Origin of the sequence: Halovivax limisalsi, from assembly GCF_023093535.1 — an archaeon.
GTDB lineage: Archaea > Halobacteriota > Halobacteria > Halobacteriales > Natrialbaceae > Halovivax > Halovivax limisalsi.
Map to the genome: position 1 here is coordinate 439,082 of NZ_CP095757.1, position 26,870 is coordinate 465,951.

26 protein-coding genes are annotated in these 26,870 nt (G+C 67.5%); 18 read left to right on the forward strand and 8 right to left on the reverse strand.

Going from position 1 to position 26,870, the window contains the following annotated elements:
- Positions 1 to 36: 36 nt before the first annotated feature.
- Positions 37 to 570: a VOC family protein gene (locus MXA07_RS01940; RefSeq protein WP_247730371.1), complete on the reverse strand. Its 534-nt coding sequence runs from the start codon at positions 568 to 570 to the stop codon at positions 37 to 39.
- A 229-nt stretch (positions 571 to 799) separates the two neighbouring features.
- Between MXA07_RS01940 and MXA07_RS01945 the strand changes: the two genes are divergently transcribed.
- Entirely contained in the window at positions 800 to 1,798 is a 999-nt protein-coding gene (locus MXA07_RS01945; protein WP_247730372.1) for an LLM class flavin-dependent oxidoreductase, read from the forward strand.
- A gap of 63 nt (positions 1,799 to 1,861) precedes the next feature.
- Positions 1,862 to 2,305, forward strand: a complete 444-nt coding sequence (locus MXA07_RS01950) for an FAS1-like dehydratase domain-containing protein (RefSeq protein WP_247730373.1) — start codon at positions 1,862 to 1,864, stop codon at positions 2,303 to 2,305.
- Positions 2,306 to 2,563: 258 nt separating this feature from the next.
- Here the strand turns inward: MXA07_RS01950 and MXA07_RS01955 are convergent, their stop codons facing one another.
- The 6 genes from MXA07_RS01955 to MXA07_RS01980 form a co-directional block, all read right to left on the reverse strand.
- Entirely contained in the window at positions 2,564 to 3,055 is a 492-nt protein-coding gene (locus MXA07_RS01955; RefSeq protein ID WP_247730374.1) for a helix-turn-helix domain-containing protein, read from the reverse strand.
- A 367-nt stretch (positions 3,056 to 3,422) separates the two neighbouring features.
- A complete protein-coding gene (ileS, locus tag MXA07_RS01960; RefSeq protein WP_247730375.1) occupies positions 3,423 to 6,692 on the reverse strand; it encodes an isoleucine--tRNA ligase in 3,270 nt (1,089 codons plus the stop codon).
- A 77-nt stretch (positions 6,693 to 6,769) separates the two neighbouring features.
- Positions 6,770 to 7,156 (reverse strand): PIN domain-containing protein, encoded by a 387-nt coding sequence (locus tag MXA07_RS01965; RefSeq protein ID WP_247730376.1) that lies wholly within the window; start codon positions 7,154 to 7,156, stop codon positions 6,770 to 6,772.
- Positions 7,137 to 7,385 (reverse strand): AbrB/MazE/SpoVT family DNA-binding domain-containing protein, encoded by a 249-nt coding sequence (locus MXA07_RS01970; RefSeq protein ID WP_247730377.1) that lies wholly within the window; start codon positions 7,383 to 7,385, stop codon positions 7,137 to 7,139. The genes MXA07_RS01965 and MXA07_RS01970 overlap by 20 nt, the downstream gene beginning before the upstream one ends.
- 377 nt (positions 7,386 to 7,762) lie before the next feature.
- Positions 7,763 to 8,245, reverse strand: a complete 483-nt coding sequence (locus MXA07_RS01975; RefSeq protein ID WP_247730378.1) for a DUF5518 domain-containing protein — start codon at positions 8,243 to 8,245, stop codon at positions 7,763 to 7,765.
- A 119-nt stretch (positions 8,246 to 8,364) separates the two neighbouring features.
- The gene (locus tag MXA07_RS01980) at positions 8,365 to 8,610 is read right to left on the reverse strand and encodes a DUF8151 family protein (protein WP_247730379.1); all 246 of its coding nucleotides are present in this window, start codon (positions 8,608 to 8,610) and stop codon (positions 8,365 to 8,367) included.
- Positions 8,611 to 9,473: 863 nt separating this feature from the next.
- Here MXA07_RS01980 and MXA07_RS01985 point away from each other — a divergent pair.
- The 5 genes from MXA07_RS01985 (at position 9,474) to MXA07_RS02005 (ending at position 12,918) form a co-directional block, all read left to right on the forward strand.
- The gene (locus MXA07_RS01985) at positions 9,474 to 10,100 is read left to right on the forward strand and encodes a DUF7437 domain-containing protein (protein ID WP_247730380.1); all 627 of its coding nucleotides are present in this window, start codon (positions 9,474 to 9,476) and stop codon (positions 10,098 to 10,100) included.
- Between the two features lie 111 nt (positions 10,101 to 10,211).
- Positions 10,212 to 10,883: a uracil-DNA glycosylase gene (locus MXA07_RS01990; RefSeq protein WP_247730381.1), complete on the forward strand. Its 672-nt coding sequence runs from the start codon at positions 10,212 to 10,214 to the stop codon at positions 10,881 to 10,883.
- Positions 10,884 to 10,998: 115 nt separating this feature from the next.
- Entirely contained in the window at positions 10,999 to 12,087 is a 1,089-nt protein-coding gene (locus tag MXA07_RS01995; RefSeq protein ID WP_247730382.1) for a DUF2891 domain-containing protein, read from the forward strand.
- Between the two features lie 86 nt (positions 12,088 to 12,173).
- Entirely contained in the window at positions 12,174 to 12,458 is a 285-nt protein-coding gene (locus MXA07_RS02000) for an AbrB/MazE/SpoVT family DNA-binding domain-containing protein (RefSeq protein ID WP_247730383.1), read from the forward strand.
- Positions 12,451 to 12,918, forward strand: coding sequence for a type II toxin-antitoxin system VapC family toxin (locus MXA07_RS02005; protein WP_247730384.1), 468 nt, complete (start codon positions 12,451 to 12,453; stop codon positions 12,916 to 12,918). The genes MXA07_RS02000 and MXA07_RS02005 overlap by 8 nt, the downstream gene beginning before the upstream one ends.
- A gap of 33 nt (positions 12,919 to 12,951) precedes the next feature.
- On the opposite strand, the gene MXA07_RS02010 is transcribed toward MXA07_RS02005, so the two are convergent.
- Complete coding sequence (locus tag MXA07_RS02010; protein WP_247730385.1) at positions 12,952 to 13,566, reverse strand: hypothetical protein; 615 nt, start codon at positions 13,564 to 13,566, stop codon at positions 12,952 to 12,954.
- 678 nt (positions 13,567 to 14,244) lie between these two features.
- On the opposite strand from MXA07_RS02010, the gene MXA07_RS02015 reads away from it, so the two are divergent.
- From MXA07_RS02015 to MXA07_RS02065, 11 genes are all read left to right on the forward strand, one after another.
- The gene (locus MXA07_RS02015) at positions 14,245 to 15,249 is read left to right on the forward strand and encodes a HEAT repeat domain-containing protein (RefSeq protein WP_247730386.1); all 1,005 of its coding nucleotides are present in this window, start codon (positions 14,245 to 14,247) and stop codon (positions 15,247 to 15,249) included.
- Between the two features lie 59 nt (positions 15,250 to 15,308).
- The gene (locus MXA07_RS02020; protein ID WP_247730387.1) at positions 15,309 to 16,571 is read left to right on the forward strand and encodes an ABC transporter substrate-binding protein; all 1,263 of its coding nucleotides are present in this window, start codon (positions 15,309 to 15,311) and stop codon (positions 16,569 to 16,571) included.
- A gap of 1 nt (position 16,572) precedes the next feature.
- On the forward strand, positions 16,573 to 17,814 hold the full coding sequence (locus MXA07_RS02025) for an ABC transporter substrate-binding protein (RefSeq protein WP_247730388.1): 1,242 nt from the start codon (positions 16,573 to 16,575) through the stop codon (positions 17,812 to 17,814).
- A 1-nt stretch (position 17,815) separates the two neighbouring features.
- Positions 17,816 to 19,045, forward strand: coding sequence for an ABC transporter substrate-binding protein (locus tag MXA07_RS02030; protein WP_247730389.1), 1,230 nt, complete (start codon positions 17,816 to 17,818; stop codon positions 19,043 to 19,045).
- A 222-nt stretch (positions 19,046 to 19,267) separates the two neighbouring features.
- Positions 19,268 to 21,745, forward strand: a complete 2,478-nt coding sequence (locus tag MXA07_RS02035; RefSeq protein ID WP_247730390.1) for a DUF5059 domain-containing protein — start codon at positions 19,268 to 19,270, stop codon at positions 21,743 to 21,745.
- Between the two features lie 183 nt (positions 21,746 to 21,928).
- The gene (locus MXA07_RS02040) at positions 21,929 to 22,867 is read left to right on the forward strand and encodes a DUF7551 domain-containing protein (protein WP_247730391.1); all 939 of its coding nucleotides are present in this window, start codon (positions 21,929 to 21,931) and stop codon (positions 22,865 to 22,867) included.
- A 1-nt stretch (position 22,868) separates the two neighbouring features.
- Complete coding sequence (locus MXA07_RS02045; RefSeq protein WP_247730392.1) at positions 22,869 to 23,651, forward strand: DUF7260 family protein; 783 nt, start codon at positions 22,869 to 22,871, stop codon at positions 23,649 to 23,651.
- A 221-nt stretch (positions 23,652 to 23,872) separates the two neighbouring features.
- Positions 23,873 to 24,043, forward strand: a complete 171-nt coding sequence (locus MXA07_RS02050; protein ID WP_247730393.1) for a hypothetical protein — start codon at positions 23,873 to 23,875, stop codon at positions 24,041 to 24,043.
- A gap of 2 nt (positions 24,044 to 24,045) precedes the next feature.
- A complete protein-coding gene (locus MXA07_RS02055; protein ID WP_247730394.1) occupies positions 24,046 to 25,086 on the forward strand; it encodes an NAD(P)/FAD-dependent oxidoreductase in 1,041 nt (346 codons plus the stop codon).
- Positions 25,086 to 25,418: a hypothetical protein gene (locus MXA07_RS02060; protein WP_247730395.1), complete on the forward strand. Its 333-nt coding sequence runs from the start codon at positions 25,086 to 25,088 to the stop codon at positions 25,416 to 25,418. Before MXA07_RS02055 ends, MXA07_RS02060 begins: the two co-directional genes overlap by 1 nt.
- Positions 25,411 to 26,778 carry a FecCD family ABC transporter permease gene (locus MXA07_RS02065; protein WP_247730396.1) on the forward strand — a complete coding sequence of 456 codons (1,368 nt, stop codon included), beginning with the start codon at positions 25,411 to 25,413 and terminating at the stop codon, positions 26,776 to 26,778. The genes MXA07_RS02060 and MXA07_RS02065 overlap by 8 nt, the downstream gene beginning before the upstream one ends.
- Positions 26,779 to 26,870 lie beyond the last annotated feature (92 nt).

Here is a 26,870-nt window from a genome sequence, read left to right on the forward strand (position 1 = left end):
TGCGCTCGATCAGCGGGTGCTGGGACTGGCCGTCGATCACTCGTCCGCCCAGTCGAGTCCAGCGTCGGCCGCCGTCTCGCGCGTTTGCATGACGCCGTCCTCGACCTCGTACGGCGAGATCAGCTCGATGAGCGTTCCGTGGGTGGATTTCGGGTGGAGGTAGGTGTAGACGTTGTCCCGTTCGGCCGACGGATCCGAGCGCCACGGTTCGTCGCCGACGGTGGCGAAGCCGAGGTCCGAGAGCGTTTCGAAGAACTGGCCGAACTCGCTCTTCGGTTCGACCCAGAAACTGATGTGGTGGATCCCCTCGCCGTTCGCCTCCAGATACGACCCGATCGCACCCTCGCCGACGGTCCCCGGCTGCATCAGCTCGAGCATGACGTCGTTGCCGGCACCCAGATACGCAAAGCGGATTTCCTCGACGACGTTTCCGTCGTCGTCGTACTCCTTGCCGGGGTCGATCCGGTGCACTTCCGCGTCCTCGCCGAGGAGGGCTTCGAAGGTCTCCACGGCTTCGTCGAGATCTTCGACGGCGATACCGACGTGGTCGAGTCCGGCGACTTGTGCCATAACAGACGATCGGTCGGTGCGTGTGCACAAATACCTACTGACACCGGCGTCACTGTCCCGCTCGCACCGATAGGACCCGGATCGGATCGCACCAGCGGGCATCCGACGCACGCTTGCGCCTCGACGCATCAGCCTCGACCAGCAGCCGACGGGGCACTGCGAGGTGACGGTTCGAGAGCAGATGGCCGTATGCACAACTGTTATGTAGAAATTGCCGGTACGCTCTATCGTGACACTACCGAGCACGGTCGGGATCGCCGAGCAAGGGACGGAAACGCACACCACGGACCAGCAGGTCGAGATCGCCCGGTGGGCGGCTGACGCCGGGTTCGATTTCCTCCTCGTGCCGGAGACGTGGGGTCGGGACGCCTTCACCCGAGCTGGGTACATCGCCGCCAGGACCGACATCGCGATCGGGACCGGGCTCGTCCCGGTCCACTCGCGATCGCCGGCGCTGCTCGCCCAGTCGATCGCCACCGTCGCGGAACTCGCGGACGGAGCCCTGCTGGGGCTCGGACTGTCGTCGGACAACGTCGTCGAGCAATGGCACGGCGTCGCGTTCGAACCCGCCCTCCGTCGACAGCGCGAGACGATCGAAATCGTGCGACAGGCGCTGTCGGGGGAGCCCCTCGAGTACGACGGGACCGTCTTCGACGTCGAACACTTCCGCATGCGGTTCGAGCCGGACCCGGATATCCCGATCTGCGTCGGCGCCCAGGGGCCGAAGAACTGCGAGCTGACGGGCGGCTTCGCCGATCAGTGGTGGCCCAATCGGATCCCGCTCTCCTCACTCGATTCGCTCCGCGAGCACGTCGATACCGGCGCGTCGAAGCAGGGTCGGGATCCCGCCGACGTCGACACGGTCCCGTTCGTGACCACGTGCGTGCTCGACGACGGCGACCGGGCGCGAGCGTGTGCGGCCGCCGAGATCGCCCACTACATCGGGGCGATGGGGGAGTACACGAAAAACGCGCTGGAGAAGTGCGGGTACGGCGAGGTCGCGCGGACGGTCGACGAGCGCTGGCAGCGGGGCGAGCGAGACGGGGCGATCGACGCGGTGTCGGCCGACGTCCTCGACGAGATTACGATCAGCGGGACGCCCGAGCAGGCGCGCGAAACCCTCGACCGATACGGGTCAGAGTGTGATGGCGCCGTCCTCTTGCCGTCGAAGGACGCCTCGCTCGCCGAGGTCGAGGAAACGATCGATCACGTCGGCGACTGGCTGTGACCACCAGGGTCACCGCCGCGACGGTCGCTCGTGTTTATGTTCGGGTGTCGTGTACGCCGCCCCGTGACGTATTTCGAAGAATACGACGTCGGGATGACGTATCGAACGAACGGCCGGACGATAACCGAGTCGGCGATCGAATCGTTCGTCGAACTCTGCGGCCTGTACGAGCCGATGTTCACCGACATCGAGCACGTCAGGGAGCACACCCCCTACGACGAACGCTTCGCGCCCGGCGAGTTGGTAACCGACTTCGCGCTCGGAAACGTAATTCGGTCCGGATTCATCGAAGAGGCGATGACGATGCTCGAGTTGCACACCACGTTCGAGAAACCTGTCTTCGCCGGAGACACGATATCCGTCGAGATCACCGTCCGCGACACGACGGAACGGAGCGATCCCGAGAGCGGGATCGTCACGTTCGAGTACGACATTCGGAACCAGGACGACGAAACGGTCGCCACGACGACGGAGACGGTGATGATTCGCCGCCGGCCGGCGGAGTGAACTGCGATCGGACACCGTCGCAGTGATCGGTCGAACCGAACGCGCGAGCCGTCCGATCGACGACCTGGTGGTCAGTGTTCCGAATCGATTCGTGGTACGGGGTGCCGCCCGGCGAGTGTACTCGCCCACGAGTGGGCCGAACGGAGACAAAATTATAAGCAATAGAGTGTCTCGATCGGTATGTAACGCCCACGGGAACGGTGCCCGGCCACGGCGATGACGGTCGACCGGCTGTAGTGGTGGTCGCAGCGACACCGCTTACTCGGCCGCCGCATCCCAGAACTGGGCCCGCGCATCGACCGTCTCTTTATTTGCCGGCGGTCGTCGCGGTTCGAGGCCGGCCTCACGCAACAATCGCTGGACGTGTCGCCGGCTGTACTCGACGTCGAGTTCTTCCCGGAGGAACCGACCGGCGAGTTCGGTGGACCACCTGTCCGCGTCGTACCCACACTCCGTCGGCGCCTGCCTGACGGCCCGCTCGAACCGCTCGCGCTCGTCCGCCGCCAGTTTGGGTGGTCGCCCGGGCCGTTCGTCGTCCGTGATCGCCTCCGCGATCGGGCGCGCTTCGAGCCGGTCGAGCCAGTCGTAGATCGTTCGCTCGCGCATGTCGAACCACTCGGCGATCATCGGGACCGACGGTCCGCGCTTGTACAGGATCGCGACCATCAGCCGCATCGTCTCCCGTTTACCCTCGGCCGATTCGAGCGCGGCCAGGAGTTCGTCGGCCGAAATAGCCTCGATTTTTGCCATGCGCGATTAACTGGTCTGCAGTCAAATAAATATTGTAGTTACTTGTGTCTCTAATTTACTCTCGAACTGCCGCGGTCGGCACGCGCTGGCACGATGGCCCGGATCAGGATCGGAGCGGGCACGCCCGGTCCCGGGCCGCCTCGTCCGACGCTTCGGTCGCCGCGAGCGGTTCGGATCCACCGTTTCCACTCGGGTTCGATCGCTCACCGCTCGCGCAAGAATCAGTCTGGCGAGCGCGAAGCTCTCGCTGACCGTTCTCTCGCTCCGCTCGGCAGGAGACCAAAAAGGCCTCGCTGTTCACGGGTCGTTCCGCCCCGCTCGCGTCCGAGACTTCGCGTTCGCTCAATCCTCGCTTCCGCTCGGCGTACTAGTCCGACGCTTCGGCCGCCGCGAGCGGCTCGATCGCCAGTTCCATCGAGACGCCCTCGACGTCCCAGGTCTCGCGGCGGCCGTCCGAGACCGACCGGAGTTCGTCGGCGCGAACCTCCTCGCGGACTAGATCCAGGCGTTCGTCGATCAGGTCGGCCACGCGGTCGTCGTCGACGTCGAGTTCGAGCGCGATGCGTTGCTCGACGTCGAGATCGGCGTCCTTTCGCATCTCCTGGACGCGCCGGATGACCTCGCGGGCGTAGCCCTCGCTCTCGATGTCCTCGGTGAGCGAGGCGTCGACGTAAGCGACGCCGTGCTCGTCGCCCTCGATGGTGATCGCCGAGCCGGCGACGCCCTCGGGCGTCCGCGTGACGAACGAGACCATCTCCTCGTCGAGCTCGATATCCTCGTCAAGGGCCGCCGAGACCGCGTCTTCGATGGCGTCGAGACTCGGTTCCTCGACGCTGGCCTCGTTGAGCGCGGTCATCACGTCGCCGGCCCGGTCGCCGAATTCTGGACCGAGCAGGCTCATGTCGGCCTCGGCGCTGTACTCGAGTTCCTCCCATCGCTCCTCGGGGTCGAGCACCTGGATCTCGCGGGCGTTGAGCCGGTCGGCCAGCAGGGCCTCGTGGCGAGAGACGGCCTCGGCGAGTCGCTCGTCGTTCGCCGCCACGACGACGCGCGGGACGGGCCAGCGCAGCTTGCGGCCGGCCTGCTGGCGGGCGTTCGCGCCGGCTTCCTCGATCGCGCGCAGGAGCGAGACGTCGGTTTCCAGTTCCTCGTCCTCCCACCGGTCGTCGGGCTCGGGCCAGTCTTCCATGTGAACCGTGTCGAACCCGTGCTCGCCGGTGAGCTTGCCGTAGAGCTTCTCGGTGACGAACGGGGCGTAGGGCGCGAGGAGGACGACGGTCTCGCGGAGGACGCGGTAGATCGTCGCGTAGGCCGCGGACTTCGAGGGGCTTTCGGCCTCGTCCCACATGCGCTCGCGGACCGCCTGGACGTAGAACCGGGAGACGTCCTCGACGACGAACTCGATCAGGGCGGAAAGCGCCCGGTCCTGCCGGTAGTCCTCGAAGTGGGCGGCCATCTCGGCCTTCGTCGACTGCAGCCGGGCGAGCACCCACTCGTCGACGAGTTCGAGGTCGTCCGCGACCGCATCGAGGTCAGTTTCGTCGGGGTCGAAGCCGTCGAGGCGCATGTACGGCAGCGGGAAGCGGAACACGTTCCAGAGCGTCCGGAGGTGGCGCTCCATCGTCTCCATGCCGTCCCAGGAGAAGCGCATGTCCTCGCCCTGCGGGTTCGCCGAGAGCAGGAACAGCCGCATGGCGTCGGCGCCGTGGCGCTCGATGGCCTCCTGTGGCTCCACGACGTTGCCGACCGACTTGGACATCTTCCGGCCATCCTCGTCCAGCGCGAAGCCGTGCATGAGAACTTCATCGTAGGGAATCTCGCCCATCGCGGTCGTCCCCATCCCCAGCTGCGACCAGAACCAGCCCCGCGTCTGGTCGTGGGCCTCCATGATGAGGTCCGCGGGCCACAGTTCCTCGAACTCGTCCTCGTTCGACGGGTAGCCGATCGTGCCCAGCGAGGCGACCGAGGAGTCGAACCAGACGTCGAAGACGTCCGGCACGCGCGTGTAGGTCGTCCCGTCCTCGGTGATCGTCAGCTCGTCGACGGTGTCCTTGTGGAGGTCGACCGTCTCGGGATCGACGTCCTGGTCGACGCGCTCGGCGAGTTCCTCGCGCGTCCCGATGACGATCATCTCGTCGGGGTCGACGCCGTTGTCGGCGCCGTTCGCGTCGCCATCGCCGCCATCTTCCGGCGTCCAGACGGGCAGCGGGATGCCCCAGTAGCGCTGCCGGGAGACGTTCCAGTCGGGCGCCTCCTCGACGAAGTCGCGAAAGCGGTTGTCGCGGGCCCACTCGGGGTGCCACTCGCTGTCCTCGATGTTTGCGAGCAGCTCGTCCTTGACGTCGGTGATCGTGATAAACCACTGCTCGGTGACGATCTGGATGATGCCCGTGTCGCAGCGCCAGCAGTGACCGTAGCTGTGCGAGACCGTCTCCGAGGCCAGCAGCGACCCATTTTCTTCGAGGTCGGCGACGATGTCCTCGTTCGCGTCGCGGACGAACTGGCCCTCGTACGCGCCGCCCTCCGCCGTGTAGACGCCGTCGCTGCCGACTGGACAAAAGATGGGGAAGTCGAGTTCGCGCCCGCGCTCGAAGTCCTCCTCACCGTGGCCCGGCGCGGAGTGGACGAGGCCGGTGCCGTCGCCGTGCGTGTCGACGTAGTCGGCCGCGTAGACCTCGCAGGCGCCGTCGAAGTCGGGGTGTGCGGGGACCTCGTCGGCCACCGGGTGCTCGTAGGCCCAGCCGAGCATGTCCTCGCCGGAGAGTTCCTCGACGACCTCGTAGTCGTCGTAGCGCCCGGCCGAGAGGACCTCATCGACCTTCGCTTCTGCCACGTACAGCAACTCTTCCTCCCCGCCCTGTTCGGCCTGTACGCCGACGTAGTCGCCCGCCTCGTCGACGGCGACGAACGTGTTCGCGGGGATGGTCCACGGCGTCGTCGTCCAGACGACGAGTTTGCCGTCGTCACCTGCGTCCGCCGGCGCGTCGCCATCTCGATCCACCAGATCGAATTTCACGTAGATCGAGGGATCCTCGACGTCCTCGTACTCGACCTCGTTGTTCGCGATCGCCGTCTCGCAGCGCGGACACTGCGAGATGGAGCGGTGACCCTTCTCGACGAGGTCGCGCTCCGCGGCCCGCGAGAAGCCCCACCAGGCGGCCTCCATGTACTCCGGCGAGACCGTCTTGTAGGGATCCTCCCAGTCCATCCAGACGCCGAAGTCCTGGAAGTCCGCCTGCAGGCCCTCGAGTTGCTCGTCGGCGAACTCCTTGCAGGCCTCGATGAAGGCGTCCTCGCCGTAGGCCTCGATGTCCTTCTTGTTCTCGAAGCCGAGTTCCTCCTCGACTTTCGTCTCGATCGGCAGGCCGTGCATGTCGTAGCCCGGCCGGTCGGTGACGTCGTAGCCCTGCATCCGCAGGAAGCGCAGGTAGACGTCCTTCAGCGTCTTGTTCCACGTCGTTCCCATGTGGGCCGCGCCGGAGGTGTACGGCGGCCCGTCGACGAAGAAGAACCGCTCGCCGCCCTCCCGGTGGGCTTTCGTCTGCTCGTAGGCGTCGACCGCGTCCCAGTACTCGAAGACCTCCGCTTCGAGCGCGTGGGACTCGTACTGGTCGGCCACCTCGCCGAATCGACTCATACCGGAGGGAATTGGCTCCGAGGGTAAAGAGGAATCGGTGTGACAGACGCGCCTGTCTGATCGGGGCGGGGCGGCACTTACTCGGATTCAGTTGGCTCCAGCGCCACGCGATCGATGGCGAGTTGATCGTAGTCACCCTCCGAACCGAGTACCGGCGTTCCCCAGGTGTCCGCCATCCCGGCGTGGAGCGCGTCGAAGTTGGTCAACCCGTGTGCGTCCTGATACCGCACCGCCTTCAGTACGACATCTGCGTGTTCGTCCGGGAGCGGTGGAACCAGTTCCACGAGGTTCGACACGGCACGGACGCGATCGATTCCGTATCGCTCCGAGACGAGCATGAATTCGGCGTACGCGAGGATAGAGGTTCGAACCGTTCGCTCTTCCAGCGCCGCCTCGGCTTCGTCTTTCAGCCAGTCAGATCGCTTCGCGAGCGCCAGGAGGAAATCAGTCTCGACGTAGATCATCCATCGCCTCCTCGCTCGCCGCTTCTCGTGCCTCGGTTCGCAATTCCTCGACCGATCGTCCATCGAACGCGTCACCGACGGCCTCGCGCAATCCCTCCAGCGGATCGTCGTCGATGGGGATCAGCTCGATGTGGTCCTCGTACTCGACGACGTGGTACTTCTCGCCGTGGCGTTCGCGGATATCCTTCGAGAGGTACAGCCGGCCGCGATCGTCGGTCGTCGTGCCCATCTTCCTACTGTCTCCGTAGGCGTGGGAAGATAAAATTCCTTTCCCACGGCATCGGCCGGACTGGTCAAGTGAATATTCGGCGGCCACGTTCCAAAGAACTAACCACCGTATCCTCGAATTAACGAGTCGATGACCGATATTCTCTCCCGATTTCTCTCGAATCTGGCGTGGGTCGTTTCGGCCGTCCTGGCAGTTCTATTGAGTGCATACGCCATCGCGGTCCTCACCCGGACGCGGTCCCGGCGCCGGTCGTGATGGCCGTCGTCTCCTGCGTGATCGTCGCCGCCTGGCTGACTCACCAGCAATCGCCCGAGACAGAATAGGACGGATTGATTCGGTGATCGGTCACTCCGCGTGCGCGCCGTTCGCCGCCTGCCTCAGCCCCTTGCGCCGGTTCGACGGCCGTCACGGCCTCCCGCCACCTTCGCGTGCAGCCAGTCGCCACCCATCGCGCCCAGGACGCAGAGCAAAACGGCGATCGCGGTAACGAGGGCGATCGCGACCGGCGTCAGGAGGACGGAAACGATGGTCATCCACCCGGAGGCGGAGGCGATCGTCGTCGCGGCGTTCGCGAGGTAGACGACGACCGTCGCGACCGAGCCGACGAGTCCGACCTGGACGCCGACCAGCCGCGCCGACGTCGGCCGGTCACCGTAGTAGTAGCCGGCGATCACGGCGGCGAGTACCATCGGAGCACCGGAAATCGTCCCACCGGCAACCATCCCGGGATCGGTCACCGCACTCCACGAAAGCACGATCGTGATCGGCACCGTCGCGAGGCCGAGCAGCGTCGCCACGGGTCGGTCGCCGTCGGCGAGACCGCGGACGGCCCGCCCGAGGACCGCCAGCACGTCGGACATGCATCCGCCTTCGGTGGCCGAGTAAATAACGATTCCCGTCCGCCGCCGTTCGAGTGGGAGCGACTCGAGGGAGGAGCAGCAATTCGTAGAAGAGCTGCGGGAGATCCGAGCCGGATCGCTTACGACGCGAGCGTCTCGCTCGCTTTCACCAGCAGTCGCTCGTAGCCGATGCCGTAGACGCCGGCGTAGAGCATGACGACACCGATCGCACCGAACCAGGCGGCCAGGAAGAGGTCGCCACCGCCGAGGTGTTGCAGGCTGGCGTTTTCGGCGAGGATGCCGCCGACGGTGAGGAGGCCGGCCAGGATCGTGTAGACGGCGAGCGAGAGCAGTTCGACCAGTACTTCGGGCACGGCAGACGTCATTGGAGACTCCCAGGAACTCACCCGGCTTATCGTTGACGCTTCGGGCGGCGAGGGAGGAAGAGGGCGTTTCGATAGCCGTCTAGCCCTCGCCGCTCGGGCTCACGCGAATTTCAGCAGCCCGAGCGCGGCCACGCAGTCGGCACAGACGCGCCTGTCGGCGTTCTCGTATCGACTCGCCAGTGATCCGCAGTGCCTCGCCGAAAGCCGAGCCCAGTGATCCGACGAGAGTTGTGCGCCGCACCGATCGCAGGCCGGTTCGGCGGTCGGCCCATCGGTTGCGTACCGGGGCATCACCGGTCCTCCGGATCGGTCGCAATCGCGTTCTCGATCGGTTTCGAATCCGAACTCGTTCCGGACCGGAGCAGTCGCTGATCGTACCACAGGCGTGCGAGACCTTTTTGTCTCGTGGATTTGTACTGTAACATGGCTGCTGAAAACCGCGGCTGGTTTTCGGAAGCCACGTCTCGGGTGTGCTCGCACCCGGGGCATTCTCCGTGTGCCCCCGTACCGAATGGAAACGTGGGCTTCCGGTCACCGATACGACACGTTCCGTAATATAGCTACTGGATATTCTCGTAATTAACGTTTTGAGAAGGCCGTCCGGGTTCGCTCTCGAATGGGAACGCACCGGCCGGAACAAAGACAATATTCTGAAATGAGTGTGCGGAGGAAGCTTCGGTTCCGCTCGTTCGCACTTCGTCGTGGTGGAACCGACCGCGAGGCTATCCCCATTTTGCCGACCGTCGCAACCCGACCCAATTTCCAGGCTGATCGAGTACGTGCACTCGTGTTCGTCATGTTCGAGTGGCCTCGGCTAACGGTGATCCCGAACGATTAAGTTCATAGTTCGCGTACTATGGACTATGTCGAAGGCGCCGCCCGCCTCCGACCCGCCGGACGCTGGACGGGCCGCCCGGCAGTTCTTCGTCGTGCAGGAATTGCTGGGTTCGCCCGAGCTCGCCCGATTCTACACGGATCTGTTGATCAATTCGCCGACGACGGTCACCGCCGTCCGGGAGCGCCAGGGGTTCTCGAAAAGTACCGCGTACAAGTACGCCAATCGGCTGGCAGAGCTGGGCGTCGCCACCGAACTCGACGAGTACGAGAATGGCTCGTCACGCTGGCGAGGCGACGCCGTCAGCGGCGACTGGACGGACGAAACGACGCTCGAATTCGGCCCGGCCATCATCGCCGTCTACGGGGCGACGAGCGTCGACGACCTCGAACTGTTCGTGGACCGGCACGGAAAAGCCGCGCTCGCCCCCGCGATTACGGCCACGGTCCGGTATCTCGAAGGGGAAACGACGCGCCGCGGGGTGGCGAACGACCTCGGCGTCCCGGCCGTCGAGGGGATCGCAGTGACGCAGGCGGTCGAGCGAATACTCGCGGTCCTGGCGAACGACGACCCGACACTGCAGAGCGCCGCATTCGAAGTCGAGGTGCACGAGCGTGCGATCGAGCAGGGCCCCTACCAGCGAGCCGATGGGTGAACCGCATCCGTCGCCGTTCACCCGGTCTGCGAGACCAGAATATACGCTTCGGACAGCCGCACCTGATTCGAAACCGACACACCCTTCGACCGCCACCACCTGCCTCCGTTCGTGTCCCGGCCATCGTCACCGACCGACGACCCCGCCTTCCCCGAGTCACGCCACGTCGTCGAAGCCGACTGCGAGCGCTGCCCCCAGCTCGTCGACTGTCGCGAGGAGATTTCGTGGGGGACGGGTCCGCTCGACGCCGCGGTCTTCGTCGTCGGCGAGGCGCCGGGCGCGGGCAACCCCGACGCCGATCGCTGGCGCGGCGGCAACTGGACGGGGATGGCATACACCGCCCAGCATTCCGGCCGACGAATTCGCCGATTGATCGACGACGTCGGGTACGCTGGCGAAACCTTCTACACCAACGCCGTGAAGTGCTTTCCTGCCGATTTCGACGACCCGTCCACGAATCGCGAACCCACCGACGCGGAGCGGGCGGCCTGTCGCGACCACCTCGTGGCGGAACTCGAAACGGTCGACCCCGACGTCGTCCTCGCGACGGGCAAGCACGCGACCGTCAGCATCCTCGAAGCGGACGGGCGCTCGCTCGCGGACCTGGACGGGACGGGCTTTCTCGACAGCGTGCTGGACCCGGCGCGCTGTGACGCACTCGGGACGTGGCTCCTGCCGGTTCTGCACCCCTCCTACCAGGACGTCTGGATCGCCCGGCTGGGGTACGAGCGCGCCGAGTACCTGCAAACGGTCCGGAAGCGGCTGGACGAACTGGTCGACTGAGTAGCGACGTTGCTCATCGAAGTACGCCACCGGTCCCGGGACGCCCAGAACCCGACAGAATTGCACACGGTTCGAGCCGGAAGAATCACGGTCCGACCGTCGTATCGTTCCCCCAATGCATCCGTTCGAGGGGGTCGACACCGCGATCGTCGTCGAGGGGCGGAGCGACTGGGTCAGATCGGAGCTGGCGGACCGCTTCGCCGAGGCGCCGCTTTCCGGCGTCGAGCGCGAGTATCCACACCACGTCGGGGCGATCGACGGGCCCGACGACGTCCCGCGGCCCGCCGAGGACCACCCGGTCTTCTACGGCTGCTACGACTGGCACTCGGCGGTCCACGGCCACTGGGCGCTCGTCCGCGGGCTCAGGCTGTTCGACGACCACCCCCGCGACGCCGAGATCGTTGAGTCGCTGGACGCGCGTCTCACGCCCGAGAACGTCGAGCGCGAGCGTGCGTACCTGGAAGACAACCCGACGTTCGAGGAGCCCTACGGCTGGGGCTGGTTCCTCCGGCTCGCCGCGGAGCTTCACCTGTGGGTGGAGTCGGGCCCCGACGAGCGCCCGGACGCCTGGCTGGAAACGCTGCGCCCGCTGGAGGAAACCGTCGTCGAGCTCGTCGAATCTCGGCTTCTGCCCTCGGAGCGTCCCCAGCGGGTGGGAACGCACGGCAACACCGCGTTCGCGCTCTCGTGCGTGCTGGACTACGCCCGGGTGCGAGGCGAGAGCGACCTGGAGCGGGCGGTCGTCGACGCGACGGCCCGACTCTACGGCGACGACCGCGACTACCCCATCGAGTACGAGCCGCTGGGATGGGACTTCCTCTCGCCGGCGCTCGTCGAGGCCGACCTGGTGCGCCGGGTCCTCGACTTCGCGTCGTTCGCCGACTGGTTCGACGAGTTCCTGCCCGACGTGGCACGGTCGCCGGCCGAGGCCCTCCCGGACCCCATCGCCGTCGATCCCGACGTCGACGACGGCATGACGCTGCACCTGGCCGGGCTGGACCTCTCGCGAGCGTGGTGTCTGGCCGGGATCGCGGAGACGCTGGGCGACCGCCCCGCCGCGGCGGCGATGGAGCGATCCGCCCGCGAGCACGCCGACGCGGGCCTCTCGGTGGCGTTTACCGACACCTACGCCGGCTCGCACTGGCTCGCGTCGTTCGCGCTCTACCTCGTGACCAGGCGCGACGGCGCCATCGCACCGCCGTAAGAACAAGTGGGCCCACAGTCAGAGCGCCGGATGGTATCTTTACGCTCTCCAAAACGGTTATGGGCGTTCCCACTGTTAGTGGGAACGTGGCGAAAGTAGATTCGAAGGGACGGGTCGTTCTCCCGCAGGAAGTCCGAGAGCGCCTCGGGATGACGCCCGGAACGGAGGTGGCTATCCACGAGGAAGGCGGAAAAGCGGTCGTCGAACCGGAAGACGACCCGGAAGCGATCATCGATCGCATGGACCAGCTGGTTTCGGAAGCGACTGCTAACCGCTCCGAACCGGCCCAAATCGACGAGACCGCCGATCCGGTCGCGCAGAAGCACCGCGCCGCGATCCGACGGGGGGCGGCGAACGACGACGATGAGTGACGCGGGCGGTCCGTACCTGTTCGACGTTGGAGTTATCGCACTCGCACACGCGGACACGCCGGTTCGCGGCGCTGCGCTCCCGTACGTGCGAGATGCCATCGCCGGTGATATCGATGCCGTCGTGCCGTATCCGACGCTTTTCGGCGCGCATTCCGTCCTGACAACGTACTACGGACTATCGATTACGGATGCATCCCGGCTACTCGAGAATTTCATGGAGGCGAAACGCGTCCGCTGGTACGACGGGATGCCCGACGACGTCGTTCGAGGTGGCTTGTCGCGATCGAGTGACGCGAACGTCGACGGCTGGGACGGATACTACGCGCAGGTGGCGATCGACGAAGGAGTCGAGACCGTCCTGACGATCGACGACGACTTCGAGCGGTTCGACGCGTTCGATACCGAGGTCGTTCTCTCACCCGACGAGTTTCGCCAGTTGGATCAGTTTCTCGAAAACTGAATCGGCCGTCGGATCGTGGTGTCTTTGATCGGGCTACGTGGCGGGGGTGAGCTCCCGGTCGGCGTAGACGGTGACGGCCGAGAGGAGTCCCACGACGACGGCCGCCGCGACGGCGCCGGTCAGCAGGGTGGCGAAGTCGAGGCTGAGTTCGGTCATGAGCGCCCCCATGGTGTCGGCGCCGAACTCCGTCTCCGCCAGGACGACGCCGAGGACGACGAGCGCGACCGTCCCGACGGCCGTGCCCGCGCCGGCGAGTTTGGCGACCTCGCCCGTCTCGTCGTCGACGGTTCGCGAGAGGTTCAGCCCGACGGCGACGCCGATCACGCTGGCGAGAAACGGCGTCGCGAGCATCGTCCAGGTCGAGAGGATCGTCGCGGTCATCGGTTCCCAGACCGCGTTGGTCCCCGTCCCCGGGCCGCTACTTTCGGGCGGTTGGATCGGGTTGCCGGTCGCCGAGACGACGATCACCAGCAGGCCGATCGCCACCCCGGCGGCCGCGTAGATGCCGACGACCGACTTCAGGTGGGCTTTCCCGCGATCGCTCGAGAGCAACGAGTCGCTCGTCGCCGCGATCTGCTCGTCCGCTCGGCTCCCGACCGGCGATTCGTCCGCCTCGGTCCCGTCCCCTGTCGTGCGCTGCTGTGACATGCGTCTGTGACAGGCGAACACCGGCGTAAAAAGATATCTATTCTATTGAATTTCTGTTTGAAGTATTTATTTTATTCGGTAAGTCGATCGCGAGCCGCCGATCGCGGTGTTCGAACTCGGTCGCACCCCGCGGATCTGGCACGCACACTCTCGAGTGCCGTGATCCGACGCCCATCGCCGAACGGGACTCACCGGCATTCCAGTCATAGCGGATACACTAAAGGGGGCGTAAACGGTGCAGTGATATACGAAATTCGGGCAATGGGCGCGACTGTAGAACCAACATGAGGGTCAGCAATCGGCCAAATTCCCCGGAAAAGACGCTACTATCGCAGTTCTCGAGCAATCGTTGTGATTCGCCGCGAAGAAGTGGAACGAACACCTGACGAGCCATCTGCTCGCAGTCGTTTAGATGGTTCGTGGGCCGCGCTGTAGGGTCGACCACCGACGGGGACGCTTCGAAATCGGATCCGGTCCGGCACCGATTTCCCGACGCGCCGCACGGGAGCGGTGGCCGTCGTCTGTGCCGGCCGTGTTTCGTCTGCGAGTGGTCCGACGTGAGCGTGATGGAGCAACGTAGCGAGATCGGACCGGGCGGCGCCACCGGAGCGATCGATCCGTAAAACCGCCGGGTTGAAGCGCGTGGTCGTAGACGGTCGCCACATATCAGGTGTCACTATGTGCGACCCAGGTCAGCCACCACCGCCCGCTCGCCTGCCCGAGCTCCTCGTCGACGGAGATGATGGGGCCGTGATAGCCTGTCTCGAACGGCTCGGAAGCGCCGACGCCGATCGGCGCAAGCGGACGCTACGTGCAGTTCGAAACGTGGCCGAGGACCGTCCGGCCGTCTTCGAGGGGCGAGTCGGCGCGCTCGAAGCGTTCCTTTCCGACGACGATCGAGCCGTCAGACTGACGACCGCGAAGGTATTCGTCACGCTGGCCCGGTCGCAGCCGGAGCACGTCCGGCCCGTCGTCGACGCCCTCGCGGACCGGTTGGCCGACGACGAAGCGTTCTACTACGTCAGGGCGCGGTGTGCCGAAGCGCTGGGGTACGTCGCGGCCGAGGCGCCCGAGGCGGTCGCCGACCCGGAAACGCTCGCGGAGCTTCGCGTCGGGCTCGCGTTCGACGAACCCGAGGTCAGAGAAAAACTGGCGAAGGCGCTTTCCCACGTCGCGCTCGGTGATCCGAGTCGACTCCGCCATCACGTCGGCTCGCTGGCCGAACACCTGGACGACGAGAACCCGTACGTTCGGTATCACCTCTGTACGGCGCTGGTCGTCGTCGGGTGCGAACAGCCGGCGGAACTGGCCGACGCAGCGGCGGCGCTCCGCGAGCGGCTGGACGACGAGAATCCGTACGTTCGGGGACGAGCCGCGGAGGCCCTCGGCCTGCTCGCCGAGTCGACGGACGCGGTGGAGACGAACTCGGGTCCGGACGATGTCACCGCCGAGGACCCGCCGGCGTTCCTCACCGACCGCGTGCGGTTCTACCGGCGACGGGTGGGCGCAGGCCAGTCCGGGTCGGCTCCGTCGGACGTCGGGACGGTAGCGTCGGTTCGAGCAGGAACGGACGACGTCGTCGCGGAACTGACCGCACCCGACGGGGAGGAGTGTCCGAACTGCGGGCTGAACGTACAGCACGGGGGCCCACCGATGTGCCCGCGCTGTGGCGTGCCTCGCTGACGGTTTCGGGCCGCCTAAAAGTAGGAAGTGTTTTATCCGTTTAGGCGAGCCTAAACCGTATGGCGAACGAAGCCAACGAGCGGGCGACACCGACGCGAAGAGAGACGATCAAATACGGCGGGGTCGTTGCCGTCGGGGGGCTAGGCGCCGGCTGTCTCGGCGGCGGAGCAGACGCCGACGATCCCGCAGCGGACGCCGACGACCCCGCGGCGGGCGAGGAGGCGGCCGGGGCGGATGAAGAGACGACCGGGACGGATGCGGAAACCGGAGACGACTCGACCGATCGGGCAGGATCCGGGTACTCGGTCTCGATGGAGCCGATGGGGACCGTCGCGTTCGAGGAGCCGCCGGACACCTGGCTCGCGTTTCTCAGCACGTACGGCGACATGGGGATCGCCCTGGGCAAGGCCGACGGGCTCAGAGGACTCTGGGATCCCGAGACGATGCCGACGGCGTTCTACGACGCCCTGCCGGGCGTTGACGTCTCGTTCGACGACGTCACGCCGATCGCGAACGGCGGCGAGTTCGACAAGGAGATCTTCTACGAACTCGACTGCGACGTCCACCTGCTCGATCCCAACTGGCTCGGCGTCCTGGCCGACGACTGGAGCGGGGACGACGCCGCGGAGATCGCCGCCGGAGTCGGACCGTTCCTCGGCAACTACATTCGACGACGCGGCGACGACTGGCACGACTACCGCTACTACACGCTGTACGAGGCCTTCGAGATCGTCGCGGCGGCGTTCGACGAGACCGAGCGCTACGAGGCGTTCGCCGCGATCCACGACGAGATGCTGGCGACGATCGAGGAGACGCTGCCGCCGACCGCGGACCGGCCGACGGTCGGACTGCTGTCGGTCAACTCCGACTTCGAGGCGGGCTCGTTCTTCGCCTATCCCGTCCAGGCGGGGAACAACCACAAACAGTACCGCGACCTCGGGATGCGCGGCGCCTTCGACGACCACATCGAGGGGAGCTACGCGGAGTGGGACTACGAGCAATTACTCGAAGTCGACCCCGACGCGATCGTGTTCCAGTACGGCTTCACCCACGTCTCGGCCGAGGCGTTCGAGGCCCGCCTCGATGCCATGCGCGACGATCCGATCGGCAGTCAGTTGCAGGCGGTCCAGACCGATCGGCTCTACCGTGGCGGGGGCTCCTACCAGGGACCGATCGTCAATCTCTTCCAGACGGAGGCGGCGGCGCGACAGTTCTATCCCGACGCGTTCGGCGAGTGGAACGGGATCGAGACGCTTCGCGAGGACGACCTCACGGTCTTCGATCGAACGCGAGTTGCGGACAGCATCAACGGAGACGGCTGAAATGAGCGAACAAAACCACGCTGGACGGCACGCGGCACCCACGCGCAGGGACGCGCTCGCGTACGGCGGGGCGGTCACCGTGGGCGGACTGCTCGCGGGCTGTCTCGACGCTGCGGACGACGGCTCTGCGCCGAATTCGACGGAGCCGGAACCATCGACGGCGGACGAGCCGGCCGAAGATACCAGCTACTCGGTATCGATGGCCCCGATGGGCGACGTCACCTTCGACGAGGTCCCGAAGACGGCCTACGCGTACAGTCCGCACTACGCCGACATGGCCGTCGCGTTCGGTCACGGGGATGCGATCGCATCGCTCGGGGCGCCGGACGCGTACACGACATCGATGAATTACTACTACGAAACCGTCGAAGGCGCATCCGTCGACGCCGGGGACCTCACGGCGGTGTGGAACGACGGCGTCGATAAAGAGGTCTTCTACGACATCGGCGCGGACGTCCACTTCCAGGACCCGTGTTGGTTGCGCCAGTTCGCGGACAACTGGACCCGCGAGGACGTCGACGAGGTGCGACAGCAGATCGGTCCCTGGTTCGGCAACCGGTACAGCCGCGAGCACACGGACCCGCCGGCGGGGTGTCGGGACGGGTATCGATATTACACGCTCTGGGAACTCTCGGAGAAAGTCGCCGCCGTCTTCCGCGAGGAGAAGCGGTTCGAGGCGTTCCGGACGATGTACGAGCGCCTCGAAGCGGAGATCCGGACGAACCTCCCGCCCGAAGCCGAGCGCCCGACCGTCGGACTCGTGACCATCAGGGACGGGACGTTCCGGCCGTACGAGCTGAACAACCCGGGATTCGCCAAGGCGCACCTCCGACCGCTCGGGGCGAAAGACGCCTTCGCGGCGAGCGACCAGACCTACGACGAAAATCAGGACGGACGCCTCGACTACGAGGGGATGCTGTCGGTCGATCCGGACGTGATCCTCCACAGTCAGGGGGTCGGCGGCTTCTTCGACGTGGCGGCGATCCGGGAAACGCTGGAGGATCACCCGGTCGGGGGCGAACTCGCGGCCGTCCAGAACGACCGCGTGTACAGTTCCGGGACGCCGTTCCAGGGTCCCTTGATGAATTGCTTCCAGCTCGAAATGACGGCGAAGCAGCTCTACCCGGACGCCTTCGGGGAGTGGCCCGCCGACGGGAGCGAAGACGCCTACCCGGAAATCCCCACGGACGAACAACTCGTCGACCGAAATCGGATCGCGGACGGCATTCGCGGGGACATCTGAAATGAGCGAACGGAACGACGCAGGACGATACGTCGCACCGACGCGCAGGGACGCCATCGCCTACGGCGGGACGGTCGCCGTGACCGGACTCCTCGCCGGCTGTCTCGGAGACGAAAGCGTGGGGTCGGAGCCGGAACCGACATCGGAAGGCGCCGACACCGAGCGTTCGGACGAACCGGCCGACACCGAGGACGCCAGTTACTCGGTGACGCTGTCGCCCGTGGGCGAGGTCAGCTTCGAGGAGCCCCCGGAGACCGTCTTCACGCGATTGACCCACCACGCCGGCATGGCGTTCGCGCTCGGCCGCGGGAATTCGATCACCGCGATGCACGCCCCGGACTACTACGACGGACTCTGGAACCAGTACGTCGAGCGCCTGCCAGGCGTCGAGCTCGATTGGAGCGGGCTGTACTCCTCCTGGCAACCGGAACAGGAGAAACTGTACGAACTCGACAGCGACGTCCACCTGGCCGATCCGGCCTGGATCGGCGTCCAGGACGCCTGGGACCGAAGGGAGCTCGACGAAATCGCCGAGCGTATCGCACCCTGGTTCGGCAACTCGTTGAGTGACAGTCACCAGGAACCCCAGGTCGCCTGGATCGACGATTACGAGTACTACACGCTCTGGGAGCAGTTCGAGCTCGTCGCCGACGCGTTCCGGGAGCGAGGGCGCTACGAGGCACTGGCCGCGGTCCACGACGACCTCGTGGCGACGATCGAGGCGGGCGTTCCCCCCGAGGCGGAGCGTCCGACGGTCGCCGTCATCGCCGCTGCCGACGTCGATGAGATCTACACCTACCCCGTGGGGACGCCCGGATTCCTCAACGCACACACTCGGCCGCTCGGGCCGAGGGACGCGTTCGAGGGGGCGGTCGAACCGACGAGCGTCGTCGACTTCGAGACGCTCCTCGAGTACGATCCCGACGTCATCCTCCACCTCGGCGGGATGGAGCCGAACACCGACATGGCCGAGCGCCGGGACGTCTTCGCGGACGATCCCGTGGCTTCGCGGGTTGAGGCCGTGGAGAACGGCCGCGTCTACGCCCAGGGCGCGCGCTACCAGGGGCCGATTCTCAACCTCTTCCAGCTGGAGATGACCGCGAAGCAGCTCTACCCGGACGTCTTCGGCGAGTGGCCGACGTACGAGGACGGACCCTACCCAAAGATCCCCGAGGACGAACGGCTGTTCGACCGCCAGATCGTCGCGGACGCGATCCGCGGAGACCGATGATCGACGGCGCGGCCGTCGTCGGGATCCGAGCCCCACGACGAGCGGCGTAGTCACCGCGCACTACGGGCTCGGAACCGTGATCGACGACCGCAGGCCGTCCTCGTAACGCCCGTGTGCGCCCCTGGTGACCCGTTCGCCGGCGGAGCGGGAGGTCGGCACGCCAGGTTTTAGGCTCGCCGAAAAATCGACGGCGTTAATACGGTTTAGGTAGGCCAAAAACATATGCGAGAGACACGGCGAACCTGGATCGCGGGAACGGGCGCGACGGTGCTGGGCACCGCCCTCGCGGGCTGTAGCGGAATTCTCGACAGAGACGACTCGACGGGCGACGGGGACGATCGCTCGACGGGCACCACGACCGAGACCGACGACGGGTCGGACGAGGGCGAGAGCGTACAACCGGAGCCGACGGACGTCGCGGTCGCCGCGGAGTGGAACGCGATTCGGACCCGGCTACGCGACCCGGTGATCCTCGGCCACGCCGACGAGTTCGCCGCCGGCGCATCCGTGGCGGGGGCCATCTTCGAGCGGTTCGAGCGAGCATCGGGCGAGGACAACGCCCACGAAATGCTCGAAGCGACGAGCGAGGGGGACTACGAGGGGTTCGAAGGCGGCCTGGCAGACCTCCGAGAGGCCCTCGAGGACGAGGACCTGGCGGGCGCACACGACGCGATGCGCCGCGCCGACGAACACCTTCGGGACGCCCAGGGCGTCCTCCTGGGATCGGATTCGGTCCGATCGCTCAGCCTCCTCGTGATGGGCGCCCACGTCGCCGACGCGGCGCTGCTGGCGGCGATCGGCGATCTCACCGATGCGGCCGCGGAGTTTTCACACATCGGCGATCGCTTCGAGGAGAGCGGCCTGCGTGACGTACTGACCGACGCCGACGGGGCGGCCGCCGACACGTTCGCCGGAGCGCTCGACAGCGCGGCGTCGGCCGCAGAAGCCGAGGATGGCGAGGCGGCGGTAGCGGACGCGGCCGAGGCCTTCGAGGCGGCCACCGATGCCGGCTACGAACTCCGTTCCGAGCCGGTCGCCGGAGCCGGGCACCTCGCCGCGCTGCAGGCCAGGGGCTGGGACGCGGCCGCGCTCGCGACGCTGGGCGGGCCGTCCACGGCGTTCGCCCACGCGGCCGCCCTGACGATCTACCGGGCGCGAGTCCGCGACGCGGCTCGACTCTACGAGCGCGGTCACGCCGACGCCGCACGCGAGCGCGTCGAGACCGTCTTCGGCCACTTCGAGGGCGCCCGCGCCCACGAGGCCCTCGAAGACGCCAGCGAAGACGCCTACCAGCGGTTCGAGGACGACGGGCTGAGCGCGCTCTCGACGGCCATCGAGACCGACGACGCCGAGGCCGCGGCGTCGGCGATCGAGACGATCGACGACGCGCTGGTCGACGGGATCGAGGCGCTGGGTCGCGGCGCCGAACCGGCGTTGCTGGAAGCGGGGTACTTCAAGGCGCGGATCGAGGACGCCCTCGAACGCTATCGACGCGGCGAGCGAGACGTCGCCGCCGAGACGGTTCGCGGCCTGTTCGAGACGTTCGAGGCCAACGAGGCCGACTTCCACGAGACGCTCGAGGAGACCGACGAATCGCTGTACGAGCGGTTCGAGGACGAACACCTCGCCGGGCTGATCGCGGCCGTCGAGGACGGCGACGACGCGGCCGTCGACGAGCACGTCTCCGGCATCCGGGAAACGCTGCTGGAGTTCGAGACGGCCGCCGGGTCCGTCGCGCAGGTGAGCGCGGTCGAGAGCGGGTACGTGGCTGCCCGGGTGTTCGACGCCGACGTCCTCGGCGTCATCGGTGAGCGCGAGCGTGCCGGCTCGCTGGTCCAGTCGGCCGTCCAGCACTTCGAGGAAGGTGCCGGTGGATTCCACGAAGCGCTCGAAGCGGCCGATCACGAGCGGTACGAGTCCTTCGAAGCCGCCCTCGAGGGCGCGGCGAGCGCCGCGCGAGGGGACGGGAACGTCGGCGAACGCGCCCGGACGTTCAACGACGAGGCGGTCGCGGCGATCTACGCGGTGGTGGCGTCGGCCGGCGGGTCGTTCGGGACCGAAGCCACGACGATCGTACAGGAGACGTTCGCCCACTTCGAGGGCGCCCGCGTTCACGAACTGCTCGAAGCGGCCGACCGCGAGGCCTACGAGGGGTTCGAAGCGGCCCTCGAGGCGTACATCGGGGCGCTCGAATCGGGGTCGGGGATCGACGCTGCCGCCGATCGGTTCGCGGACGCGGCGCTTCGCGCGCAGTTTGCCGTCGCCGGGGCCCCGGACGCGGCGCCGGTCGGCGAGGCGGAGACCGGCGGCGGTGCAGGCCACGAGTCCGAGCTGGAGGGCGGTCCGAACGTCGTCGAGGGCGTCCCCGACGACGTCGACCACGTCGTCGATATGCAGGCCGTCACCTTCGAGCCCGACGACCTGACGATTTCGCAGGGCGACACCGTCGCCTGGACATTCGCTGGCGGTGAGCCACACACCGTGACCGCGTACGAGGACGGAATCCCGTCGGAGGCGGCGTACTGGGCCTCCGGCGGGTTCGACTCCGAAGCGGCCGCTCGCGAGGGCTGGGAGGCGGGCCGCGGGGCCGTCCAGTCGGGCCAGTCGTACGTCCACACCTTCGAGACGACCGGGACCCACGAGTACGTCTGCATCCCGCACGAGGCCGCCGGGATGGTCGGCTCCGTGACCGTCGAGTGAGCACAGCATGACGACTCCGACATCCCGTCGAACGGGCTCCGCAGGGTGCATCCGCCGTAGTGCGGACGGCACCACCGGCCGCCTCGGTCAGCTTGGCGATCCGTTCCGGGCCCGGAGAGCGGGCGACCGGCGCGCGGACCGATCGGTCTCCGACCGGGACTCGACCGGGGGTGACGCACCGATATGGTCGGGGTGACGCTCGCAGAAATCAGAGCGCACATCGAGTCCCTCGCCAGCGACGACGGCGACTACTACGTCGTCTGCGGACGCACGGGTGATCGACCGGTGCCCGCGGCCGGCCACCGGTTCCCCGATCGCGCCACCGCGCGAGCCGCCGCCCGCGCCACCGGACAGTATCGCTCGGCGCTGCGACGCTACGATCCGCAGGTCCCCTACTACGACCTGATCGTCTGCGAGGTGCCGTCTCGGTCCACCTCGGCGCGGTCCCGGGAGTCGGCGGGCGACCCATCGCACCGGCAGCCGGCAGGGTTCGTTCTCGCCGGCGACAACACGACCGAGCGCTGCGACCTCGTCGAGTTCTGTCACCGCGCGGCCGGTGCCGTCTTCGAGACGCTCTCCGAGGCGGGCTACGGAGCGGTCGAACGCGCCGTCATGGACACCTACTTCGACCTCGCCGAAACCGTCGGCGATCCCGACGAACTCTGTCTGTGCCTGCTCGAGAGCACGGCCGCCGAACTCGCGGCGCGGTTGTCCCTCGACGCCCAGGCCGACGTCCTTACCGGCGCTGCGGCCAGGCTCGAGCCGATCGAGGCCGATAGCGCCTCGCCCGGGGCACGCGCCACCGATCCGCTCGAAACGACGTTGGCCGCGCTCGATCGGCGGGGACTCGTCGGGAGCTACGCGCGGTCGCCGTGGTCGGTCGACCGCGACGGGACGGTCCGGTCGAGCACCGTTGGCCTCTCACGGTACGCGCTGTCCCCACAGGATGGGTGCCTCCCGGTGTTACCGATCACGCTGGAGCTGGCTCGGCAGGGGTCGGGCCGGCTGCTCCGGTCGGTTGCCGTGACCGCCGTCGGAGACGGGTGGCACCTCGAGATTCGTCTCGGTGGAGCGGAACCCCACGGCGAACTCGTAAACGCCCCGATCGAGGAGGACGGGTGAGATGGGTGTCGAGACGTACGTGGATCGCGCGCGGGCGCGAGCCGAATCCGAACGGGAGGCCGTCTCCCGACGGCGCGAGGCGCTCGAGCGATTCCGCACGCGCCTCGAGCGGATCGAGACCGATCCGCTCCCCAGTTCGCCGGCGCGCGTGGGCGTCGCTCCGGGACCAACGCACCGGGCCGACTGCGGAACCGACGAGGGATGCCGCGCGGTTCGGCGCGCTTTCGCCGAGACGGTCCGTCCGCACAGCACCGACGACGAGTCCGAGTCGGTGCTGGAGACGATTCGGGCGGTGTTCACCGATCGGGTCGCGGTGGGACTCGCGCCGACGACGGACGCGACGTTCACGCCCGACCTCGAGCGGCTCGTCCTCGCGGAAACGCGGACCCGACGAGCCGAGGCCGCAGCGCTCGAACGGGCACTGGATCGAGAAGCCGCGCAGTTGGAGCGCGCCGCCGGCGTCGTCGACGAGATCACGGACTGGCTCGTGGAGGCGAACGAGACGGCCCTACGGACGCTCGGGTTCGAGGCACTGGCGCGCCGACACGAGACGCTGACCGACCACCGAAATCGGTGCGACGAGCTCGCCAGCGAGCGCCAGCGGTTTCTCGGGGAGGCGACCAGTGCGGGTGCGACTGCAGGGGTTTCTCACCGCCGGCTCGTCCCGTCGCTCTACGAGGACTTCCCGGTCGACCACCCGGTGCTGGCGACGGTCGCCCGACTCGACTCCCTCCTCGAGTCGTGTCAGCGAACCGTTCGGGCCCACCTGGTTCGGCGGGTCTGAGCAATGCCACCGGCCCTCACCGAACCCCCGATGAGGCAGTCCGACCGCGGCACTAGTCCGGCGGACAGCGGGTAACGAGGGGCGCTACGGGCACCGGCACGGATTCCGTGCGGGCGCCGACGCAGTTGCGCGTGTGCTTCGCGAACCGCGGTACCGTTCCCGAATCTTAGGATGGCCTAAAATTCGGAGCGTTTTTATTCGTTTAGGCTAGCCTAATTCGCATGGTGAACGATCGAGAAGGACGCGGGACGGTGGTCGGAGTCGGCCCGGACGTCGTCGCCCGTCACGCATCGACGTCGGAGACGCGTCTCGTGACGGCGGTCCGCGAACGGCGCCGGGACGACCCGATGACGAGCGTGGCATCGGTAGTCGACGCCGACGGAGGGAGCTGACCATGGGGGCGATCGACGACACGCCAGGGGATACCGAATTCGAGTTCGACCGCGACGTGGTGATCGTCGGCGGGGGCCCGGCCGGCTGTTCGGCCGGAGTGTTCTGCGCCCGCGACGGACTTGAGACGCTCATCTACGACCGCGGGCGCTCGTCGATTCGACGGTGCGCCTACCTCGAAAACTACCTCGGGTTTCCGGCGGGGATCGACGTCGAGACGCTGTACGAACTGTACCACGACCACGCGGAAACCGCCGGCTGCGAGATCCGCGCCGACCTCGTCGAGTCCGTCGAACGGCGCGACGGCGAGGGATTCCGCCTCACGCCCCAGGAGGGCGACCCGGTCACCGCCCGGCGAGTGATCGCGGCCACGCGCTACGACGGGGAGTACCTGCGCGGCCTCGACGACGCGATGTTCGAGACGCACGTCTACGACGGCGAGGAGCGCGAGCGGTTCGACCGCGAGTATCCCGATCGCGACGGGTCCACCCCGATCGAGGGACTGTACGTGGCCTCGCCATCGGCGGAGGCGGATATGCAGGCGATCGCGGCGGCGGGCCGCGGCGCGCGCGTCGCCCGTCGCGCGATCGCCGACGCCAGGATCGACGAGGGCTGGTGGGAAGCGGTCGCCGCGGGCGTCGACTGGGTCCGCCGCGACGCCGAACGCGACGGCGAGTGGACCGACCGCGACCGGTGGGTCGAGCACTTCGACGAGCACTACGGCGCGGACGCGCCCGTCGATCCCGCGTCCGATCGGTACCGGCGCGTCCGCGAGGCGAGTATCGACGAGTCCCTGGCGTCGTACATCTCGCCCGCGGAAATCGAGACGCGGACGGCGACCGGCCACGAGCGCCTCGCGTCCCACCTCGATCCGGAGCGGGTCGTCGCGGCGCTTCCGACCGACGCGCTCCTCGAGTCCGTCCCGGACGAGGACCTGCTCGCCGCGGCCGCGGCGATCGAATCCGGCGGCTCGGACGCGACGAGCGAAACCGACGGATCGGCCGGAGCGGTCGAATCTACCGGGCCGGCCGAGGAGGTCGACTGATGACCGATCGGGGCCGCACCCGCGGCGGTGTCCGGCGGGTGTGGGGTGCGATCCGCTCCGCGGTCGACGTCGTCGTCCCGTCGACCGCTGCCACCGCGGCGGACAGCTACGGCTCGCCCGCGGTCGCCGACGACGAGCTCCGCGTCGCCGGGTTCGACGGTGGGGCGTTCGCGACGTCGGCACACCTCGGCGGCGTGGACCCGTCGGTACACTTCTACGGAGTGGCGCGGGGGTCGGACAGGGTGGCTGCGCCGGCGGACAGACCTGCTGTGCGGGCGGACGGGGCGGTCCGGAGGGAGAATAGTGCGGCGGACGGTGAGAGCGATGCATAACGAGACGGCCGCCGGAGGCACAACCCAGCCCGGAACGCGCGACACCCGCCGGTTCGCCTGGCTGCTCGACCCGAAGCTGCTCACCACCGTACTCGTGAGTAGCGTGGTCGTGGCGCTGGCGGGGCTGGTGCAGGTGAGCTTCGGCGCCTACTCGATGACGATGGGCCAGGCGTGGGGCGCGGTCGTCGATCCGACCGTCCTGTTCGACCAGCAGGCCTGGAGCGCGTTCTTGCTCGGCGGCGAGGTCCCCGAGATGGACCCCGGAACCCTCATCGTCTGGAACATCCGCCTGCCGCGGGTGTTCGTCGCGGTCATCGTCGGGATGAACCTCGCGGTGTCGGGGGCGATCTTCCAGGCGATCACGCGCAACGAACTCGCGAGTCCGTTCATCCTCGGCGTCTCCTCGGGCGCCGGCCTGATGATCCTGCTGGCGCTCGTGGCGATCCCCTCGTTCGTCCTGGCGGTTCCGTTCGTCGCCGCGACCGGAGCGCAGGAGAACCCGCTGGGCTGGGCGGCGTTCGGCGCGTGGATCCTCGGGCTCGCGGTCGCCTGGCGGTACGGGCTCGGGCGGCGACGGATGCTCGCCGCGGGGCTGCTCGGGCTCGTCGGGCTCGCGGTCGCGTTCGTCGCCGTCCCCGGCGTCAGCCCGCCGGTCGGGATCGAGTCGTTGTCGGTCACGGTCTCGTCGTTACTGCCGATACTCGCCGCCCTCGGGGGCGCGGTCGCGTTCCTCGTCGTCTACGCGATCGCCTGGAAGAACGGTACGTCGCCCGTCCGGCTGGTGCTCGCGGGCGTGATCGTCGGCACCTTCTTCGGGAGCCTCCAGACGGCGCTGTTCTACTTCGCCGACGACATCGGGGTCGTCCAGTCTGCGATCGCGTGGACGACGGGATCGCTGACGGGGACCGACTGGGAGCAGGTGCGCCTCGCACTCCCGTGGTCGATCGTCGCGATGGTGCTCGCCCTCGCCGGGGCCCGCCAGTGCAACGTGCTGTTGCTCGGCGAGCGCACCGCCAGATCGCTGGGGATGTCGATCGAGAAGGTCCGATTCGCGCTCTCGGGCGTCGCCGTGCTGGCGGCCGCCGCGAGCATCGCCGTCGCGGGCATCGTCGGGTTCGTCGGGCTGATCGTGCCCCACATGGTCCGCAACCTCGTCGGCAGCGATTACAAGAAGGTGATCGTCGGCTGTCTGTTCGTCGGACCGGCGCTGCTGGTTTCGGCCGACGTCGGCGCTCGGTTGGGACTGAGCGTCCTCATGGATACCGATCGCCAGGTGCCGGTCGGCATCGTCACGGGGCTCGTCGGCGGGCCGTACTTCCTCTACCTCATGCGAAAGCAAGAGCACATGGGCCAGATCTGATCCGAGGGCCGACACGACACGCCGGACGGCACCGGTCAGGCCGACGGGATTGCTCGACGCGGGGCCGTCGCCGGTACGGATCGTCGCCGCCC

What these genes read in the sequence shown, in the direction of transcription:
- ileS (WP_247730375.1), bottom strand. Translation starts at nt 6,692, where the DNA reads ATGAGTCGATTCGGCGAGGTGGCCGACCAGTACGAGTCCCACGCGCTC.
- MXA07_RS01965 (WP_247730376.1), bottom strand. Translation starts at nt 7,156, where the DNA reads ATGATCTACGTCGAGACTGATTTCCTCCTGGCGCTCGCGAAGCGATCT.
- MXA07_RS02010 (WP_247730385.1), bottom strand. Translation starts at nt 13,566, where the DNA reads ATGTCACAGCAGCGCACGACAGGGGACGGGACCGAGGCGGACGAATCG.
- MXA07_RS02015 (WP_247730386.1), top strand. Translation starts at nt 14,245, where the DNA reads ATGTGCGACCCAGGTCAGCCACCACCGCCCGCTCGCCTGCCCGAGCTC.
- MXA07_RS02055 (WP_247730394.1), top strand. Translation starts at nt 24,046, where the DNA reads ATGGGGGCGATCGACGACACGCCAGGGGATACCGAATTCGAGTTCGAC.
- MXA07_RS02050 (WP_247730393.1), top strand. Translation starts at nt 23,873, where the DNA reads ATGGTGAACGATCGAGAAGGACGCGGGACGGTGGTCGGAGTCGGCCCG.
- MXA07_RS01955 (WP_247730374.1), bottom strand. Translation starts at nt 3,055, where the DNA reads ATGGCAAAAATCGAGGCTATTTCGGCCGACGAACTCCTGGCCGCGCTC.
- MXA07_RS01970 (WP_247730377.1), bottom strand. Translation starts at nt 7,385, where the DNA reads ATGGGCACGACGACCGACGATCGCGGCCGGCTGTACCTCTCGAAGGAT.
- MXA07_RS02025 (WP_247730388.1), top strand. Translation starts at nt 16,573, where the DNA reads ATGAGCGAACAAAACCACGCTGGACGGCACGCGGCACCCACGCGCAGG.
- MXA07_RS02020 (WP_247730387.1), top strand. Translation starts at nt 15,309, where the DNA reads ATGGCGAACGAAGCCAACGAGCGGGCGACACCGACGCGAAGAGAGACG.
- MXA07_RS02030 (WP_247730389.1), top strand. Translation starts at nt 17,816, where the DNA reads ATGAGCGAACGGAACGACGCAGGACGATACGTCGCACCGACGCGCAGG.
- MXA07_RS02060 (WP_247730395.1), top strand. Translation starts at nt 25,086, where the DNA reads ATGACCGATCGGGGCCGCACCCGCGGCGGTGTCCGGCGGGTGTGGGGT.
- MXA07_RS02040 (WP_247730391.1), top strand. Translation starts at nt 21,929, where the DNA reads ATGGTCGGGGTGACGCTCGCAGAAATCAGAGCGCACATCGAGTCCCTC.
- MXA07_RS01975 (WP_247730378.1), bottom strand. Translation starts at nt 8,245, where the DNA reads ATGTCCGACGTGCTGGCGGTCCTCGGGCGGGCCGTCCGCGGTCTCGCC.
- MXA07_RS01985 (WP_247730380.1), top strand. Translation starts at nt 9,474, where the DNA reads ATGTCGAAGGCGCCGCCCGCCTCCGACCCGCCGGACGCTGGACGGGCC.
- MXA07_RS02035 (WP_247730390.1), top strand. Translation starts at nt 19,268, where the DNA reads ATGCGAGAGACACGGCGAACCTGGATCGCGGGAACGGGCGCGACGGTG.
- MXA07_RS01995 (WP_247730382.1), top strand. Translation starts at nt 10,999, where the DNA reads ATGCATCCGTTCGAGGGGGTCGACACCGCGATCGTCGTCGAGGGGCGG.
- MXA07_RS01940 (WP_247730371.1), bottom strand. Translation starts at nt 570, where the DNA reads ATGGCACAAGTCGCCGGACTCGACCACGTCGGTATCGCCGTCGAAGAT.
- MXA07_RS02045 (WP_247730392.1), top strand. Translation starts at nt 22,869, where the DNA reads ATGGGTGTCGAGACGTACGTGGATCGCGCGCGGGCGCGAGCCGAATCC.
- MXA07_RS02005 (WP_247730384.1), top strand. Translation starts at nt 12,451, where the DNA reads ATGAGTGACGCGGGCGGTCCGTACCTGTTCGACGTTGGAGTTATCGCA.
- MXA07_RS02065 (WP_247730396.1), top strand. Translation starts at nt 25,411, where the DNA reads ATGCATAACGAGACGGCCGCCGGAGGCACAACCCAGCCCGGAACGCGC.
- MXA07_RS01980 (WP_247730379.1), bottom strand. Translation starts at nt 8,610, where the DNA reads ATGACGTCTGCCGTGCCCGAAGTACTGGTCGAACTGCTCTCGCTCGCC.